We start from the raw sequence: 17,402 nt of genomic DNA, 5'->3' as shown, positions 1-17,402 counted from the left end.
GATTTAGCTCAAAAAAGGTGCGTCATGCAGCCCTTCGTTATTGCTCCATCGATTCTCTCCGCCGATTTCGCCCGCCTGGGTGAGGAAGTGGACAAGGTGTTGGCCGCCGGTGCCGATTTCGTGCACTTCGACGTCATGGACAACCACTACGTGCCCAACCTGACCATCGGCCCGATGGTGTGTGCGGCGCTGCGCAAGTACGGCATCACCGCGCCGATCGATGCGCACCTGATGGTCAGCCCGGTAGATCGCATCATCGGCGACTTCGTGGAAGCCGGCGCGACCTACATCACCTTCCACCCGGAAGCCTCGCTGCACGTCGACCGCACCCTGCAACTGATCCGTGAAGGCGGCTGCAAGGCGGGCCTGGTGTTCAACCCGGCCACGCCGTTGAGTGTGCTTGAGTACGTGATGGACAAGGTCGACATGGTCCTGCTGATGAGCGTCAACCCAGGCTTCGGCGGCCAGAAGTTCATCCCGGGCACCCTGAACAAGCTGCGTGAAGCTCGCGCGCTGATCGATGCTTCCGGTCGCGACATCCGCCTGGAGATCGACGGCGGGGTCAACGTCAACAACATCCGCGAAATCGCCGCAGCGGGCGCCGACACCTTCGTGGCCGGCTCGGCGATCTTCAACGCGCCGGACTATCAGGAAGTCATCGACAAGATGCGTGCCGAACTGGCGCTGGCACGTCCATGAGCGGCTTTGAGCAGCTGTTCCCCGGCAAACTGCCACGGCTGGTGATGTTCGATCTGGACGGTACCTTGATCGACTCGGTGCCCGACCTGGCGGCGGCGGTGGACGAGATGCTGCTCAAGCTGGGGCGCAAACCGGCCGGGATCGAGTCGGTGCGTGAGTGGGTCGGCAACGGTGCGCAGATGCTGGTGCGCCGCGCCCTGGCTAATAATATCGACGCCGAAGGCGTGGATGACGTCGAGGCTGAACACGCCCTGGAGCTGTTCAACGCTGCCTATGAAGACGGCCATGAACTGACCGTGGTCTACCCCGGCGTACGTGACACCCTCAAATGGCTGAGCAAGCAGGGCGTGGAAATGGCCCTGATCACCAACAAGCCGGAACGCTTCGTCGCGCCGCTGCTGGACCAGATGAAAATCGGTCGGTATTTCCGCTGGATCATCGGTGGCGACACCCTGCCGCAGAAAAAACCCGACCCGGCGGCGCTGTTTTTCGTGATGAAAATGGCCAATATCCCGGCCTCCCAGTCGTTGTTTGTCGGCGATTCACGCAGTGATGTGCAGGCGGCGAAGGCCGCGGGCGTGCAGTGCGTGGCCCTCAGCTACGGCTATAACCATGGTCGGCCGATCGCCGAAGAGTCGCCGTCGATGGTGATTGATGACCTGCGCCTGTTAATCCCCGGTTGCTTGGGAGCGGGCGCTGAGATAACGTTGCCCGACACCGATCCGTCCCCTTCTGGAAATTCCATCGTGGTGGTCACTCGCAAACTCTGGATGAAAGTCATCAAGGCCCTGGCCCGCTGGCGTTGGCGCGCCTGACTGTTCCTGGCCGCGCCCTGCGGCACGTTTGCATACCTGACTGTTAGACCCTCAAGCCACGAGGCATATCATGACCCGCGAAGAATTCCTGCGTTTGGCCGCTGCCGGCTACAACCGCATTCCCCTGGCCTGCGAAACCCTGGCCGACTTCGACACGCCGCTGTCGATCTACCTGAAACTGGCCGATGAGCCTAACTCCTACCTGCTCGAGTCCGTACAGGGCGGCGAGAAGTGGGGGCGTTACTCGATCATCGGCCTGCCGTGCCGCACGGTGCTGCGGGTACATGACCATCATGTGAGCATTACCCATGATGGCGTCGAGATCGAAAACCATGATGTCGAAGACCCGTTGGCGTTCGTCGAAGCCTTCAAGGCGCGCTACAACGTGCCGACCATTGCCGGCCTGCCGCGCTTCAACGGCGGCCTGGTGGGTTACTTCGGTTATGACTGCGTGCGTTATGTGGAAAAACGTTTGGGCCAATGCCCGAACCCGGACCCGTTGGGCGTGCCGGACATTCTGCTGATGGTCTCCGATGCGGTCGTGGTGTTCGACAACCTCGCCGGCAAGATGCACGCGATCGTGCTGGCCGACCCGTCCCAGGCCGATGCGTTCGAGCAAGGCCGGGCCAGCCTCGAAGCCCTGCTGGAAAAACTGCGCCAGCCGATCACCCCGCGTCGCGGCCTGGACCTCAGCCGTCCGCCGGCGGCCGACCCGATCTTTCGTTCAAGCTTTACCCAGGATGACTACGAGCGGGCCGTCGATACCATCAAGGAATACATCCTCGCCGGCGACTGCATGCAGGTGGTGCCGTCGCAGCGTATGTCCATCGACTTCAAGGCCGCGCCGATCGATCTGTACCGGGCGCTGCGTTGCTTCAACCCGACGCCGTACATGTACTTCTTCAACTTTGGTGACTTCCACGTGGTGGGCAGTTCGCCGGAAGTGCTGGTGCGCGTCGAAGACAACCTGATCACCGTGCGCCCGATCGCCGGCACGCGCCCACGGGGTGCAACCGAAGAAGCTGACCTGGCGCTGGAAGAAGACCTGCTGAGCGACGACAAGGAAATCGCCGAGCACTTGATGCTCATCGACCTGGGTCGTAATGACACCGGGCGTGTCTCGGAAATCGGTTCGGTGAAGCTCACCGAGAAGATGGTGATCGAGCGTTATTCCAACGTGATGCATATCGTGTCCAACGTTACCGGCGAGCTGAAGGCTGGCCTGACGGCGATGGATGCGTTGCGCGCGATTCTGCCGGCGGGCACCTTGTCGGGTGCGCCGAAGATCCGCGCGATGGAAATCATCGACGAGCTGGAGCCGGTCAAGCGTGGGGTCTACGGTGGTGCCGTGGGTTATTTCGCCTGGAACGGCAACATGGACACGGCCATTGCGATCCGCACCGCCGTGATCAAGGACGGGGAGCTGCACGTGCAGGCCGGTGGCGGGATTGTCGCCGACTCGGTGCCGGCCCTCGAATGGGAAGAAACCCTGAACAAGCGCCGCGCGATGTTCCGCGCCGTTGCGCTGGCTGAACAGACCCCCAATTCCTGAGGTTCCCCCATGTTGCTGATGATTGATAACTACGATTCCTTTACCTACAACGTTGTGCAGTACCTGGGCGAGTTGGGTGCCGAGGTCAAGGTAGTGCGCAATGACGAACTGACCGTCGCCGAGATCGCCGCCCTGAACCCGGAGCGCATCGTGGTTTCGCCAGGCCCGTGCACGCCGACCGAGGCGGGTATTTCCCTGGAGGCGATCCAGTATTTCGCCGGCAAGCTGCCGATCCTGGGCGTATGCCTGGGCCACCAGTCCATCGGCCAGGCCTTTGGCGGTGACGTGGTGCGTGCACGCCAGGTGATGCACGGCAAGACCAGTCCGGTATTCCATCATGATCAGGGCGTGTTCCATGGGCTTAACTTGCCGGTGACCGTGACCCGCTACCATTCGTTGGTGGTCAAGCGCGAAACCCTTCCGGATTGCCTGGAACTGACCGCCTGGACCCAACTGGAGGACGGCTCGGTCGACGAGATCATGGGCCTGCGCCACAAGACACTGAATATCGAAGGGGTGCAATTTCACCCCGAATCGATCCTGACCGAGCAGGGCTACGAGCTGTTCGCCAATTTTCTCAAGCAGAGCGGCGGCACGCGCTAAGGACTTTCCATGGATATCAAGACTGCCCTGAGCCGTATCGTCGGCCACCTGGACCTGAGCACTGCTGAAATGAGCGATGTGATGCGCGAGATCATGACCGGCCAATGCACCGACGCGCAGATCGGCGCGTTCATGATGGCCATGCGCATGAAGAGCGAGAGCATCGACGAAATCGTCGGCGCCGTGTCGGTCATGCGCGAGCTGGCGGACAAGGTCGAGCTCAAGACCCTCGATGGTGTGGTCGACGTGGTCGGCACCGGCGGTGACGGTGCGAACATCTTCAACGTGTCGACGGCTTCTTCGTTTGTGGTGGCGGCGGCGGGTTGCACCGTGGCCAAGCACGGTAACCGCGCGGTCTCCGGCAAGAGTGGCAGTGCCGACTTGCTGGAAGCGGCGGGGATCTACCTGAACCTGACCCCGATCCAAGTGGCGCGCTGTATCGACAATGTCGGTATTGGGTTCATGTTTGCTCAATCCCACCACGGTGCGATGAAGCATGCCGCCGGCCCGCGCAAGGATCTCGGCCTTCGTACCCTGTTCAACATGCTCGGCCCGCTTACGAATCCGGCCGGTGTGAAACACCAGGTCGTGGGTGTGTTCAGCCAGGCGCTGTGCCGGCCATTGGCCGAAGTACTGCAACGCCTGGGCAGCAAGCATGTGCTGGTGGTGCATTCCAAGGACGGCCTGGACGAATTCAGCCTGGCGGCACCGACCTTCGTGGCGGAGCTGAAAAATGACCAGGTCACTGAGTATTGGGTCGAGCCGGAAGACCTGGGCATGAAGAGCCAGAGCCTGCACGGCCTGGCGGTGGAAAGCCCGGCGGCCTCCCTGGAACTGATTCGTGATGCCTTGGGCCGTCGCAAGACCGAGAACGGTCAGAAAGCCGCCGAGATGATTGTTTTGAATGCTGGCGCGGCACTTTATGCAGCCGACCACGCCTATAGTCTTAAGGAGGGTGTTGCCTTGGCCCACGATGCGCTGCACACCGGTCTGGCTCGTGAGAAGCTCGAAGAGCTGGGAGCATTCACCGCAGTATTCAAGATGGAGAATGAAGGATGAGTGTGCCGACCGTTCTGGAAAAAATCCTGGCCCGCAAGGCTGAAGAAGTTGCCGAGCGGCGCGCCCGCGTGAGCCTGGCCGAGCTGGAAGCCCAGGCAAAGATCGCCGATGCACCGCGCGGTTTCGCCAATGCACTGATCGCCCAGGCCAAGCAGAAGCAACCGGCCGTGATCGCCGAGGTCAAGAAAGCCTCGCCGAGCAAAGGCGTGATCCGCGAACACTTTGTGCCATCGGAAATCGCCGTCAGCTATGAGAAGGGAGGGGCGACTTGCCTGTCCGTGCTGACCGATATCGACTACTTCCAGGGTTCCGACCTGTTCCTGCAGCAGGCCCGCGCCGCGTGCAAGTTGCCGGTGATCCGCAAGGACTTCATGGTCGACCCGTATCAGATCGTCGAAGCCCGTGCCCTGGGCGCCGACTGCGTGCTGCTGATCGTTTCCGCGCTGGATGACGTGAAGATGGCCGAGTTGGCTGCCGTCGCCAAAAGCGTCGGCCTCGACGTGCTGGTGGAAGTGCATGACGGCGATGAGCTGGAACGCGCCTTGAAAACCCTCGACACACCGCTGGTGGGGGTCAACAACCGTAACCTGCACACCTTCGAAGTCAGCCTGGAAAACACCCTCGACCTGTTGCCGCGGATTCCGCGTGACCGTCTGGTGATCACCGAGAGTGGCATCGTCAACCGTGCCGATGTGGAGTTGATGGAGATCAGTGGCGTGTACTCGTTCCTGGTGGGCGAGACCTTCATGCGTGCCGAGAACCCGGGGGCTGAATTGCAGCGCCTGTTCTTCCCGGAGCGGGGCATGGCGGTCAGCGGTTCGACGCTGGATTGATGATGACGCAGCCGGTGGCGATGACCGTCGAAGCAGGACTTGCCGCCGAGCAAGACCTGCTGGCGGCTGTTTGCGCAGGTGAGCGGGAGTATGGGTTGTTGTTCTGGCAACCCAGCGATCAGGCTTTGGTCATGCCGCGTCGGTTGAGCCGCTTGCCGGCCTTTGAAACCGCCAGCCAGGTTTCAGCCGATGCGGGTTGGCCGGTGCTGCTGCGTGAGACCGGCGGTGAGCCGGTGCCGCAGTCGAGTGCCACAGTCAACATCGCCCTGGTCTACGCCCCGCCGCGCAGTGAGGGCGACCAGAATCGTATCGAAACCGGTTACCTGCGTTTATGTCAGCCGATCTGCGACTTGCTGATCGAGTTGGGCGGCGATGCGTCTGTCGGCGAGGTCGACGGCGCATTTTGCGACGGTCGCTACAACGTCAATCTCAATGGCCGGAAAATGGTTGGCACTGCCCAGCGCTGGCGTCAAAGCGGGGGGCGCCCGGTGGGCCTGGTGCACGGTGCACTGTTGCTGGAAAACGATCGCGAAGACCTGATCGCGGCGGTCAACCGCTTCAATGAAGCCTGCGGTCTTGAACAGCGGGTGAGTGCCGACAGCCATATCGCCCTGCACGAAGCCTTCCCGGCGCCCGATGCGATCAGCCGGCTGGACACCTTGTACCGCCAGATGTTGGCCAGCTTCCTGCCGGTTTAACGGGTACCGAACACCACCATCGTCTTGCCTTTGACGTGCACCAGGTTGCGTTCTTCCAGGTCTTTGAGCACGCGTCCGACCATCTCCCGTGAACAGCCGACAATGCGCCCGATTTCCTGGCGCGTGACCTTGATCTGCATGCCATCGGGGTGGGTCATGGCGTCCGGTTGCTTGCACAGGTCAAGCAGGCAGCGCGCAACACGGCCGGTGACGTCGAAGAATGCCAGGTCGCCGACTTTGCGCGTGGTGTCCCGCAGGCGTTGCGCAATCTGGCCGCTGAGGACATAAAGGATGTCGGGATCTTGTTGGGCCAGTTCGCGGAATTTGGCGTAGCTGATCTCGGCCACTTCGCACTCGACCTTGGCACGCACCCAGGCGCTGCGTTCCTGTTCCTTGCCGGCTTGTTCGAACAACCCCAACTCCCCAAAAAAATCCCCGGTGTTCAGGTAGGCGATGATCATTTCGCGGCCGTCTTCATCCTCGATCAGGATGGTGACCGAGCCTTTGATAATGAAGAACAGGGTTTCGGAGCGTTCGCCGGCGCAGATGATGTTGTGCTTGGCCGGGTAGCGGCGGCGCTGGCAATGCATCAACAGTTTGTCGAGATTCTTGATTTTGGGTATGGGAGTAAGGGCAACCATGGTTGTATCCCGAAAAGACTGCGCTAAATAGTTGGAGTTGTTGTATTCATCGGGTATCGGCATTGATACGCGCTGTAAAGGGTGGCATTACGCCATCGATTTGGCGTCAGCTTAACAGACACATTCTGACTCGATTAGCCAATTTTCCGCGCAAAGCCTGCTTTTGATCGCTTTTGTTGCAAACGCTGACGCAGGTGGGCCCTGTGCTAAGCTGGCGACCCTTTTTTAGCAGTGGAGTCTGGGCGATGAAGGCACGCATCCAATGGGCGGGCGAAGCCATGTTCCTCGGTGAGTCGGGCAGTGGCCATGTGGTGGTCATGGATGGCCCGCCGGAAGCCGGTGGCCGTAACCTGGGCGTACGCCCGATGGAAATGCTCCTGCTGGGCGTAGGCGGTTGCAGCAATTTCGACGTGGTCAGCATCCTGAAGAAATCCCGCCAGGCCGTGGAAAGCTGCGAAGCTTTCCTGGAGGCCGAGCGTGCCACTGAAGACCCCAAGGTATTCACCAGGATCCACATGCATTTCGTGGTGAAGGGCCGGGCGCTGAAAGAGGCGCAGGTGAAGCGCGCTATCGAACTGTCGGCGGAGAAGTATTGCTCGGCGTCGATCATGCTGGGCGCGGCCGGGGTGACCATTACCCATGATTACGAGATAATTGAGTTGGGTTGATCGCTCAATCGGCGGGCAAAAAGAAAGGGCGCTGTGATAGCGCCCTTTTTTGGCTCAGATTCGGTACGTGCTTTTAGTCATGACCTTGGCCAATAGGCTCATGCCAAACCGCACTGGCGCCGGGAAGCGAAAACCACCGGCATCCAGCGCGCTTTCTGCGTGATGTTCTTCATCAATGCGCATCTGCTCAAGAATGGCACGGGACTTTTCGTCTTCGGCCGGCAGTTGTTCCAGATGTTCGTCCAGGTGTTTGCACACCTGATGTTCAGTCGCTGCGACAAAACCCAGGCTGACCTTGTCGCTGATCAGGCCGGCCGCGGCGCCGATCCCAAACGATAAACCGTAAAACAGCGGGTTCAACACGCTCGGGTGACTGCCCAACTGGCGGATGCGTTGCTCGCACCAGGCCAAGTGATCGATTTCTTCCTCGGCGGCATGCTCCATGGCTGCGCGCACCTGCGGCAGCTTGGCGGTCAGCGCCTGGCCCTGGTACAGCGCCTGGGCGCAGACTTCGCCGGTATGGTTGATGCGCATCAAGCCGGCGACGTGGCGGGTCTCGGTCTCGCTCATCTGCGCGTCGGGCTGCACGATGGCGGGCGAGGGGCGATACGGCTGGCCGCTGAAGGGCAGCAGCGTACGCATGGCCATGTCGGCTTGCAGCAACAGACGGTCAATCGGCGAGTAGTGACGTTGGGTAGTCATGCTGACCTCCGGGAAGAATCTCGGCGGCCAGTTTACCGCAAGAGAGGGGCAAGCGTTTGCGTTGCGTCAAGGGCATGGGGTCGCAGGCTGGGCTGCGACCTTTGCTGAAAGGCTGATCAGCCCGGCGGCCAGTTCATCTGGCGCTGACCCAGCACGTGCATATGGATGTGATAAACGGTCTGCCCGCCTTTCGGGTTGCAGTTCATCACCACCCGGAAACCTTCTTCACACCCTTGTTCTACAGCCAGGCGCTGGGCGGTGAACAGGATATGACCGGCCAGGGCTTTATCTTCTTCAGTCAGGTCATTGAGCGTGGGGATGTGTTTCTTGGGAATGACCAGGAAATGCACGGGCGCCGCCGGATAGATGTCCTTGAACGCCAGGACTTGATCATCTTCGTAGATGATATCCGCGGGTATTTCTCTGTTGATGATCTTGGTGAACAGAGTATCCACAGCTGTTTCTCCATTATGAAAGTGCAGGATGAGTGTACCCAGCCCGTCAGCGTGGGCAATAGGCCTTGTTGATGGCGCCGGCGATCTTGCGGGTCAGCCAGCGTGGGCTGAAACGCGGGCTGAAGGCGATCCAGCGGTTGCGACGGCCGGGGATGATGATGGCTTTGTTCTTTTCAAGTGCGCGTACGGTGTAGAGCGCCACTTCTTCGGGGCTCATCAGCTGTTGACTGCGGTCGAGCCTGGCGGTGTCCATCTGCGCGGTGCCGAAGAACGCGGTGCGTGTCGGGCCGGGGCAGAGCACCGAGACCTTGATGCCGCAGGTTTTCAGTTCTTCGCGCAAGCCTTCGGAGAAATGCAGCACATAGGCCTTGCTGGCGTAATAAGTGCTCATCCACGGGCCGGGCTGGAACGCCGCGATGGACGCCACATTGAGAATCTGCCCGCCGCCGTGCAGCGCCATGGCATTGCCGAGTGCGTGGCACATTCGGGTCAGGGCCAGGATGTTGACCTCCATCAGGTCCTGTTCGGTCATCCAGTCCTGGGCCAGGAACGGCCCGCTGGTGCCGATGCCGGCGCAGTTCACCAGCAGGTCGATCTGCCGCTCGCCTTCTTCAAGCTCCAGCAGGAACCCGGACAAGCGCAGTGGCTCGCCCAGGTCGCAGGCCCGGAACAGCACTTCGACGCCAAAGCGTTGGGTCAATTCGATTGCAATGCTTTCCAACTGATCACGCTGGCGAGCCACCAGAATCAAGCTGCGGCCGCGACGGGCGAGTGCTTCGGCCAGGGCCAGGCCGATGCCGCTGGAGGCGCCGGTGATCAGAGTGTAACGGGTCATGCCTTTCTCCATCGCAACGCCGCCGCGCCTGTGACAGAGGCATCACAGGCCGGGGGCGTTTCTTCACTGTTCTGGAGAGTCTACAGGTTCGCCCGCTTCGTCAGCACTCTGCGCTTCGTCTTCTTCGACGGTTGCCGCCTGGTCGGCGTCTTCGTCGGAGGTGATGGAGCTGCTTTCGTAGCTGCTTTCCACGTTGGCTTCGAGCTGATCCAGGTAACCGTTCATGCCCAAGGTCACCACGATGGCAAGCATGACTGGAATAAACGCCAACCACAGCGTGGCCAGGACTTTTACCGCGGTGGAGTTACGTGGCGGTGGCGCACCATACTGGTTGGCGCCTGCATTGCCCGGCAGTACCAGCAACAGGATCGGGAATACACTGTTCACCAATGGCACCAGGTTGAGTAGGTACAACCAGCCCGACCAACCCAGGTCATGCAGGCGCTGCACGCCGATTTGTACACTGACCCATACCAGCGCCACAAACAGCGCGATACCCAGCAGTACTCCGATGATGGTGCCCGCAATCGGCGAGGCGGTAGCCACGGCAAAGCTGACGGTGCTGATGATGCCACCCGCAACCAGCATCGCCAGGGTCAACACCAGGGTCCATGCCAGGTAGCGCAGGCGGCCGATCCGCCCATGGATAGTGAAGACTTTGAGGGTGGCGTACTCGGGCAAGTCATCACCCACCGCCGCGCGTGGAGGCGCATAAGGCGAGGCATCCGGACGCGCGAAACCAGAAGGGCCGGAATCCGTCTCGTGAGTTTCAGCCAGGCTGAAGGCCACAGGCTGTTCGGGCTCAATGCGCGCGTCGACACCGGCGTTTTTCAGCGCGGTGAGGTAGGTTTCCGCATCCGGGCGAGACAGGTCGCGCTTGAGCGCAACCGGGCGGCCGGTAAAGAGCTTTTCGATGGCTTCGACTTCACTTTTGAACAGCTCGGCCAGGTTCAGTTTGGCCGTGGTGCTTTCGACACCCGGGAGCAAGGCTCCATCAAACACAATCTTGAAACGGTTGTCGCTCATGCGGGCTTCCTTGTCACTTGTTCAGGGAGGTAGTGCAGGCCCGTCTAATCAGCAGGCCTGGCAGTTGGGTCAACGTGGCCAGCGCAGTTGTGCCGCCTGTTCGCGTGCCTTGCGGTATTCGGCATCCAGGCGCGCAACGAGTTCATCGACGCTGGGCAAATCATCAATCTCACCGACGCCTTGGCCAGCAGACCATACAGTCTTCCAGGCTTTGGCCTCGTCGCTCAACGGCTTGAGCTTGGAGCCGAAGTTGACCTCGCCTTTGCCTTGCAGGGCGGCGAGGTCGAAACCGGCGTTTTCCAGGCTCTGGCGCATAAAGCTGGCGGGCACGCCGGAGACAGCGGGAGTGTGCACGATGTCGGCGGCGCGCGATGTGAGCAGCATCTCTTTATACGCATCCGGTGCCTGGCTTTCGGTAGTGCCGATAAAGCGCGTGCCGAAATAGGCCAGGTCTGCACCGAGCAGTTGGGCAGCGAGAATCTCGTGCCCGTGATTGAGGCAGCCGGCTAGCAGCAGGGTTTTGTCGAAGAACTGGCGGATCTCGGCAATCAGCGAGAATGGGCTCCAGGTGCCGGCATGGCCACCGGCGCCGGCGGCTACGGCGATCAGGCCGTCCACACCGGCCTCTGCAGCCTTCTCGGCATGGCGGCGGGTGGTGACATCGTGAAACACCAGGCCACCGTAGCTGTGTACCGCGTCCACCAGCTCTTTGACGGCACCCAGGCTGGTAATGACGATGGGCACTTTATGCTCAACGCAAATCGCCAGGTCTGCCTCCAGGCGGGGATTGCTGTTGTGCACGATCAGGTTGACGGCATAGGGCGCGGGGTTGTCCAGCAGCGCCAGGCCCGCTTCGATTTCCTCCAGCCAGGCCTTGAACCCGCTGCTGTCGCGTTGGTTAAGCGCCGGGAAACTCCCGACCACCCCATTGCGGCAGCACGCCAGGACCAGTTGCGGGTTGGAAATCAGGAACATCGGCGCCGCCACGACGGGCAGGCGCAGACGTTGTTCAAGCAGAGCGGGCAGCGACATTGGAGGTACCCCAACTAATTGAAGTTAGAACGGTTTGACCACGACCAAAATTACGATAGCCAGCAATATCAGAACGGGCACTTCATTGAACCAGCGATAAAAGACATGGCTGCGGGTGTTTTCGCCACGGGCAAAGCGTTTTACCTGCGCGCCGCACATATGGTGGTAGCCAATGAGCAGTACGACGAGGGTCAGCTTGGCGTGAATCCACCCGCCCGAATGAAAGATGCCTGGGTTCAGATAGATCAGCCAGCCGCCGAAAATCAACGTGGCGATCATCGCCGGCCCCATGATGCCGCGATACAACTTGCGCTCCATGACGCTGAAACGCTCTTTGCTGACGGTGTCCTCGCTTTGGGCGTGGTAGACGAACAGGCGTGGCAGGTAGAACAGCCCGGCAAACCAGCAGACGACGCTGACGATGTGGAAGGCTTTGATCCATAGATAGAGCATTTCTAGTTATTCCCAGGTTCACGGTAACTGAGGATAGTAGTGGCTCATGCGCCCATACGTCACGTTGGCGGTTGTCGCAGGACGATACGACCCCTATTATCGACGGCTTTCCAGTGGGTTCGTTGAGGGCAGGTTTATGGTCAAGGTCGGTATCGTCGGCGGCACGGGTTACACCGGTGTCGAATTGCTGCGTCTGTTGGCTCAGCATCCGCAAGCTGAGGTGGTGGTCATCACTTCCCGATCCGAGGCCGGGCTGGCCGTGGCCGATATGTACCCGAACCTGCGCGGTCATTACGACGGCCTGGCGTTCAGTGTTCCGGACATCAAGACCCTGGGCGGCTGCGACGTGGTGTTCTTCGCCACCCCGCACGGTGTTGCCCACGCCCTGGCAGGCGAGTTGTTGGCCGCCGGCACCAAGGTGATCGACTTGTCGGCGGACTTCCGTCTGCAGGACGCTGATGAGTGGGCCAAGTGGTATGGCCAGCCGCACGGCGCGCCGCAGCTGTTGGAAGAGGCGGTGTACGGCCTGCCGGAAGTGAATCGTGAACAGATCAAGCAAGCGCGCCTGATTGCTGTACCGGGCTGCTATCCGACGGCTACACAGTTGGGCTTCCTGCCCTTGCTGGAAGCGGGGCTGGCGGACGCTTCGCGCTTGATCGCGGACTGCAAATCGGGCGTCAGCGGTGCCGGTCGTGGTGCGGCGGTTGGTTCGCTGTACTCCGAGACGTCGGAAAGCATGAAGGCCTATTCGGTGAAAGGTCACCGTCACTTGCCAGAAATTCGCCAGGGGCTGCGTCGCGCGGCTGGGAAGGACGTGGGCCTGACCTTCGTCCCACACTTGACCCCAATGATCCGCGGTATTCACTCCACGTTGTACGCCACCGTGGTCGATCGCTCGGTCGACCTGCAGGCGCTGTTCGAAAAGCGCTATGCCAACGAACCGTTCGTCGATGTGATGCCGGCCGGCAGCCACCCGGAAACCCGCAGCGTGCGCGGTGCCAATGTGTGCCGGATTGCTGTGCATCGCCCGCAGGACGGTGACCTGGTCGTGGTGTTGTCGGTGATCGATAACCTGGTCAAGGGCGCGTCCGGCCAGGCGGTGCAGAACATGAACATCCTGTTTGGCCTGGATGAGAAGTTGGGGCTGTCCCACGCGGGCATGCTGCCTTAAGGCGGTTGAGTCGCTAAGCAAAAGGCCCGTTGATCGGGCCTTTTGTGTTTTTAATGGCGACAGCGCAGATTGATATACCGTAACAATAGTTGACCGCTTTTCTAGGAGAAGCGGATAATGCCGACCATTACGCATATGGCGGCGCTACGCCGGGAGATTATCAGCATGAGCGTTGAATCCTTCACCCCCACGGCTTTGCAATTCACCCACGGTGCTGCGCACAAGGTGAAGAGCCTGGTCGATGAAGAGGGTAATGATCGCTTGAAGCTGCGCGTATTCGTTACGGGCGGCGGTTGTTCAGGGTTTCAGTACGGTTTTACCTTCGATGAAGATGTAGCCGATGATGACACCATCGTTGAACGCGAAGGCGTAAGCCTGGTTGTGGACCCGATGAGCTTCCAATACCTGGCCGGTGCCGAGGTGGATTACCAGGAAGGTCTGGAGGGTTCACGCTTTGTGATCAAGAACCCTAACGCTACCACCACCTGTGGTTGCGGGTCTTCGTTCTCGATCTGATCGGCAACGGATGCAAAAACGCCGCTTGGCTGTGATAGGCCAAGCGGCGTTTTGCTGTGCGGAGATTTTAGGTCGGGTAGATGGCGCCCAGTACCCGAAGTCCTCGTGCCCCGGTGACGCTTGGGCGGTTGGCGGCGATACCTTCGAGACAGCAATGGGCCAGCCATGCGAAGGCCATGGCCTCGACCCAGTCGGGGTCTACTCCGTAGGTGGCGGTGCTGCTGACTTGAGTCGATGGTAGCAGGGCGGCCAGGCGGTTCATCAGCGTGGTGTTGCGGGCGCCTCCGCCACACACCAGCAGTGTTTCGGTCTGGGGCTGGGCGGCTTGCAGGGATTCGATGATGGTCAGGGCGGTCAGCTCAAGTAGCGTGGCCTGAACATCCTGAGGCTCGAATGTTGGTAAGCGACCCAGGTGTTGGTGCAGCCATTCCAGATTGAACACTTCGCGGCCGGTGCTCTTGGGGCCCGTGGTCACGAAGAAAGGGTCGCTGAGCAGGGCGTTGAGTAGAGCTGGCTCGACCTTGCCGCTGGCCGCCCACTGGCCATCACGATCAAAGTGTTCACCGCGTTGCTGGTGAATCCACGCATCCAGCAGGACATTGCCTGGGCCGCAGTCGAAGCCGGCTACAGGTTTGCCGGTCTCAATCAGGCTGAGGTTGCTGAAACCTCCCACATTCAATACGGCACGGTTACCGCTGTGCTCGCCAAATAGCGCTTCATGGAACGCAGGGACCAGTGGGGCGCCCTGACCGCCGGCGGCGACGTCGCGGCTACGGAAATCGCTGACCACGGTGATGCCTGTAAGCTCGGTGAGCAAGGCCGGGTTGCCGATCTGTACGGTAAAGCCCCGTGCGGGTTCATGGCGGATGGTCTGGCCATGGCTGCCAATTGCGCGAATGTCCTGGGGCTTGAGGTTTTGTTGGTCGAGTAAAGCGTGAATACCTTGAGCGGCAAGCTTCACCCAGTTCTGCTGGGCGATGGCTGAGCGAGCGATCTCATCCGCCCCGCTGGCGCAAAGAGCAAGCAGCTCAGTGCGCAGGGTATCGGGCATGGGAATGTAGTGTGTAGCCATCAGCTTGATCGCCGGGGATTGCTCGATCAAGGCGATGTCCAGGCCATCAAGGCTGGTCCCGGACATCACACCAATATAGAGCGCCATACTTAACGCTTCGCCGATGCCAGCAGGGTGGAGCGTTCTTGGTCCATGCGCGCCATCAACGGCTGGCTCTGTTGCATGAAACGGGCACGCTCGGCCTTGGCGATCGGGTCGGCCATGGGCAGCTTTTGGCCCAGTGGGTCGACGTGAACGCCATTGACCTGGAACTCATAGTGCAAGTGTGGGCCGGTGGACAGGCCGGTAGTACCGATATAGCCGATCACCTGGCCTTGTTTCACGGTGCCGCCGGTTTGCACGCCCTTGGCAAAGCCTTGCATGTGGCCATACAGGGTGCGGTAGGTATTGCCGTGCTGGATGATCACGGTATTGCCATAGCCGCCACGACGTCCTGCCAGCAGGACTTTACCGTCGCCGGCTGCCTTGATCGGCGTGCCGCGCGGGGCGGCGTAGTCGACGCCTTTATGGGCGCGGATTTTGTTCAGAATTGGATGCTTGCGACCCATGGAGAAACGCGAGCTAATACGAGCGAAGTCCACTGGGGTGCGGATGAAGGCCTTGCGCATGCTATTGCCATCGGCAGTGTAGTAGCTGCTGTTGCCTTGTTTGTTGGTGTAGCGCACGGCGGTGTAGGTCTTGCCGCGGTTGGTGAAGCGTGCGGAGAGAATGTTGCCGGTGCCCACGACTTTGCCGTTGGCGACTTTCTGCTCGTAGATCACGTCGAATTCGTCGCCCTGGCGGATGTCCTGGGCGAAGTCGATGTCGTAGCCGAACACGCTGGCCATGTCCATGGTCATGCTGTGGGACAGGCCTGCCCGGGCCGCCGACTGTGACAGGGAGCTGTTGATCACCCCGTGTACATAGGCCGAGCGCATGACCGGCTTGGTAGTGATCCGATTGAAGGCAAAGCCTTTGGCGCCCTTTGTCAGGGTAATGCTTTCGAGGTCGCTGACATTGCTGTGCAGGTTGGTCAGTTGTCCATCGGGGGTGAACTCGAATTCGAGCTTCTGGCCGTGCTTGAGCTGGGTGAACTGCTTGGCTTGTTTGTCGCTCGCCAGCACTTCGTTAACGGTAGCGGCGGGGAGGCCGACCTTCTCGAATAGAGTCGACAGGGTGTCGCCCTTGGCCACGATCACTTCGCGGTGCTGAGGGTTTTTGGCCGTGTCGGCAGCAGGCGCAGCTGGGCCCTGGTCTGCTTGTTGGGTGTCTTCGGGGCTGTTTTCTATCTGGGCGAACGGCGATTCGGTGGCTGTTTTTGTGGCTTGTTGCGCGTCTGAAGCGTCTTGATCTTGTGTCAGTTGTTCAACTGGACTTTCCAGGTCAAGGCTCAGGGATGTTCGTTTGGCTTCTACGTCACTGGAAGGGAATACCAGGAGTGCCAGGCTGAGAAGGGCGGCGATACCACTTGCGGCGAGCAGGTGGGTCTTCGGGTAAAGCGGCGGCGCTTTAGACGGTTCAGTGGTCATAGGTAATTTTGACTTTGAAGATGAAATGGAAAAGATGAATGACATGATGAAGATGAAATAACTGTATAAAATATAACCAAATCATCTGTGGCGCAAGCTCGCGAACGCTGGGCTTGCTGAACGGTGTCCGTTCGCAGGGCAAAACTTGTAATTAGTCCCTGATCTTGTATGGTTGGTTCCCTTTTGAATCTGAGCCTTGCGGGTCTGTTATGAAGTCGGTTGAAGAGCAGCTAGCGCTGATAAAACGTGGTGCGGAAGAACTGTTGGTCGAAGCTGAGCTGATCGAAAAGCTCAAGCGTGGTCAGCCCCTGCGTATTAAGGCTGGCTTTGATCCGACTGCGCCGGATCTGCACCTGGGGCATACCGTGCTTATTAATAAGCTGCGCCAGTTCCAGGAGTTGGGGCACCAGGTCATCTTCCTTATAGGTGACTTCACCGGAATGATCGGTGATCCGAGCGGCAAGAGCGCCACGCGTCCGCCACTGACCCGTGAACAGGTGCTCGATAATGCCGAGACCTACAAGACTCAGGTATTCAAGATTCTCGATCCAGCCAAGACCGAAGTGGCGTTCAACTCTACTTGGATGGATCAGATGAAGCCGGCGGACTTCATTCGCTTGACCTCTCAGTACACTGTCGCGCGCATGCTTGAGCGTGATGATTTCGACAAGCGCTACTCCACCAATCAGCCGATCGCCATTCACGAGTTCCTCTACCCGTTGGTTCAGGGCTATGACTCGGTAGCGTTGCGTGCGGACGTTGAGCTGGGCGGCACTGATCAGAAGTTCAACCTGTTGATGGGGCGTGAGCTCCAGCGTGCGTATGGTCAGGAAGCCCAGTGCATCCTGACCATGCCGTTGTTGGAAGGGTTGGATGGCGTCAAGAAGATGTCCAAGTCCCTGGGGAACTATGTCGGTATCCAGGAGGCGCCGGGCGTTATGTACGGCAAGCTGGTGTCGATTCCTGATGCTTTGATGTGGCGTTACTTCGAGTTGCTGAGCTTCCGGTCAATGGACGAAATCAATGCGCTGCGTGCTGATGTAGAGGCAGGCGCTAATCCACGT

Annotated in this window: 20 protein-coding genes (1 of these 20 cut by a window edge); 11 read left to right on the top strand and 9 right to left on the bottom strand. The window is 60.1% G+C overall.

Going from position 1 to position 17,402, the window contains the following annotated elements:
• The first annotated feature begins 24 nt into the window (after window positions 1–24).
• From rpe to BFN10_RS14255, 7 genes are all read left to right on the top strand, one after another.
• On the top strand, window positions 25–699 hold the full coding sequence (gene rpe, locus BFN10_RS14285; RefSeq protein ID WP_071490223.1) for a ribulose-phosphate 3-epimerase: 675 nt from the start codon (window positions 25–27) through the stop codon (window positions 697–699).
• Window positions 696–1,514 (top strand): phosphoglycolate phosphatase, encoded by an 819-nt coding sequence (locus BFN10_RS14280; protein ID WP_071490222.1) that lies wholly within the window; start codon window positions 696–698, stop codon window positions 1,512–1,514. Before rpe ends, BFN10_RS14280 begins: the two co-directional genes overlap by 4 nt.
• A 70-nt stretch (window positions 1,515–1,584) precedes the next feature.
• Complete coding sequence (trpE, locus tag BFN10_RS14275) at window positions 1,585–3,066, top strand: anthranilate synthase component I (RefSeq protein WP_071490221.1); 1,482 nt, start codon at window positions 1,585–1,587, stop codon at window positions 3,064–3,066.
• Between the two features lie 9 nt (window positions 3,067–3,075).
• Window positions 3,076–3,669 (top strand): aminodeoxychorismate/anthranilate synthase component II, encoded by a 594-nt coding sequence (locus BFN10_RS14270; RefSeq protein ID WP_071490220.1) that lies wholly within the window; start codon window positions 3,076–3,078, stop codon window positions 3,667–3,669.
• A gap of 9 nt (window positions 3,670–3,678) precedes the next feature.
• The gene (gene trpD / locus BFN10_RS14265; protein WP_071490219.1) at window positions 3,679–4,728 is read left to right on the top strand and encodes an anthranilate phosphoribosyltransferase; all 1,050 of its coding nucleotides are present in this window, start codon (window positions 3,679–3,681) and stop codon (window positions 4,726–4,728) included.
• The gene (trpC, locus tag BFN10_RS14260; protein WP_071490218.1) at window positions 4,725–5,561 is read left to right on the top strand and encodes an indole-3-glycerol phosphate synthase TrpC; all 837 of its coding nucleotides are present in this window, start codon (window positions 4,725–4,727) and stop codon (window positions 5,559–5,561) included. The genes trpD and trpC overlap by 4 nt, the downstream gene beginning before the upstream one ends.
• Window positions 5,561–6,259, top strand: a complete 699-nt coding sequence (locus BFN10_RS14255) for a lipoate--protein ligase family protein (RefSeq protein ID WP_173668596.1) — start codon at window positions 5,561–5,563, stop codon at window positions 6,257–6,259. Before trpC ends, BFN10_RS14255 begins: the two co-directional genes overlap by 1 nt.
• Here BFN10_RS14255 and crp read toward each other — a convergent pair.
• Window positions 6,256–6,900: a cAMP-activated global transcriptional regulator CRP gene (crp, locus tag BFN10_RS14250; RefSeq protein ID WP_071490216.1), complete on the bottom strand. Its 645-nt coding sequence runs from the start codon at window positions 6,898–6,900 to the stop codon at window positions 6,256–6,258. The genes BFN10_RS14255 and crp overlap by 4 nt on opposite strands.
• A 245-nt stretch (window positions 6,901–7,145) precedes the next feature.
• Here crp and BFN10_RS14245 point away from each other — a divergent pair, with 245 nt between their 5' ends.
• Entirely contained in the window at window positions 7,146–7,568 is a 423-nt protein-coding gene (locus BFN10_RS14245) for an OsmC family protein (RefSeq protein WP_071490215.1), read from the top strand.
• A gap of 54 nt (window positions 7,569–7,622) precedes the next feature.
• Here BFN10_RS14245 and coq7 read toward each other — a convergent pair whose 3' ends face one another.
• From coq7 to hemJ, 6 genes are all read right to left on the bottom strand, one after another.
• A complete protein-coding gene (gene coq7, locus BFN10_RS14240; protein WP_015886151.1) occupies window positions 7,623–8,270 on the bottom strand; it encodes a 2-polyprenyl-3-methyl-6-methoxy-1,4-benzoquinone monooxygenase in 648 nt (215 codons plus the stop codon).
• A 116-nt stretch (window positions 8,271–8,386) separates the two neighbouring features.
• Window positions 8,387–8,725, bottom strand: coding sequence for a histidine triad nucleotide-binding protein (locus BFN10_RS14235; RefSeq protein WP_071490214.1), 339 nt, complete (start codon window positions 8,723–8,725; stop codon window positions 8,387–8,389).
• Between the two features lie 46 nt (window positions 8,726–8,771).
• Window positions 8,772–9,560, bottom strand: coding sequence for an SDR family NAD(P)-dependent oxidoreductase (locus BFN10_RS14230; protein ID WP_071490213.1), 789 nt, complete (start codon window positions 9,558–9,560; stop codon window positions 8,772–8,774).
• Between the two features lie 63 nt (window positions 9,561–9,623).
• Window positions 9,624–10,586 (bottom strand): DUF805 domain-containing protein, encoded by a 963-nt coding sequence (locus BFN10_RS14225; protein ID WP_071490212.1) that lies wholly within the window; start codon window positions 10,584–10,586, stop codon window positions 9,624–9,626.
• A gap of 69 nt (window positions 10,587–10,655) precedes the next feature.
• Window positions 10,656–11,618 carry an NAD(P)H-dependent flavin oxidoreductase gene (locus tag BFN10_RS14220; RefSeq protein WP_071490211.1) on the bottom strand — a complete coding sequence of 321 codons (963 nt, stop codon included), beginning with the start codon at window positions 11,616–11,618 and terminating at the stop codon, window positions 10,656–10,658.
• 24 nt (window positions 11,619–11,642) lie between these two features.
• A complete protein-coding gene (gene hemJ / locus BFN10_RS14215; protein WP_071490210.1) occupies window positions 11,643–12,071 on the bottom strand; it encodes a protoporphyrinogen oxidase HemJ in 429 nt (142 codons plus the stop codon).
• 136 nt (window positions 12,072–12,207) lie between these two features.
• Here hemJ and argC point away from each other — a divergent pair, with 136 nt between their 5' ends.
• Window positions 12,208–13,242 (top strand): N-acetyl-gamma-glutamyl-phosphate reductase, encoded by a 1,035-nt coding sequence (gene argC / locus BFN10_RS14210; protein ID WP_071490209.1) that lies wholly within the window; start codon window positions 12,208–12,210, stop codon window positions 13,240–13,242.
• Window positions 13,243–13,407: 165 nt separating this feature from the next.
• Complete coding sequence (gene erpA / locus BFN10_RS14205; RefSeq protein ID WP_003176443.1) at window positions 13,408–13,758, top strand: iron-sulfur cluster insertion protein ErpA; 351 nt, start codon at window positions 13,408–13,410, stop codon at window positions 13,756–13,758.
• Between the two features lie 67 nt (window positions 13,759–13,825).
• Here the strand turns inward: erpA and BFN10_RS14200 are convergent, their stop codons facing one another.
• Both BFN10_RS14200 and BFN10_RS14195 read right to left on the bottom strand, forming a co-directional pair.
• Window positions 13,826–14,917, bottom strand: coding sequence for an anhydro-N-acetylmuramic acid kinase (locus tag BFN10_RS14200; RefSeq protein WP_071490208.1), 1,092 nt, complete (start codon window positions 14,915–14,917; stop codon window positions 13,826–13,828).
• A 2-nt stretch (window positions 14,918–14,919) separates the two neighbouring features.
• Window positions 14,920–16,338 (bottom strand): peptidoglycan DD-metalloendopeptidase family protein, encoded by a 1,419-nt coding sequence (locus tag BFN10_RS14195; protein ID WP_071490207.1) that lies wholly within the window; start codon window positions 16,336–16,338, stop codon window positions 14,920–14,922.
• A 209-nt stretch (window positions 16,339–16,547) separates the two neighbouring features.
• On the opposite strand from BFN10_RS14195, the gene tyrS reads away from it, so the two are divergent.
• A protein-coding gene (gene tyrS / locus BFN10_RS14190) for a tyrosine--tRNA ligase (RefSeq protein WP_071490206.1) crosses the window boundary here: on the top strand, window positions 16,548–17,402 show its 5' portion. The gene runs 345 nt beyond the window's last position; the window shows 855 of its 1,200 coding nt (coding positions 1–855); the start codon lies at window positions 16,548–16,550; the stop codon falls past the right edge of the window.

Source organism: Pseudomonas extremorientalis (assembly GCF_001870465.1).
Classification (GTDB): Bacteria; Pseudomonadota; Gammaproteobacteria; order Pseudomonadales; family Pseudomonadaceae; genus Aquipseudomonas; species Aquipseudomonas extremorientalis.
The sequence above is the reverse complement of the archived record's forward strand: the minus strand, read 5'-3'. Positions and strand labels throughout refer to the sequence as shown.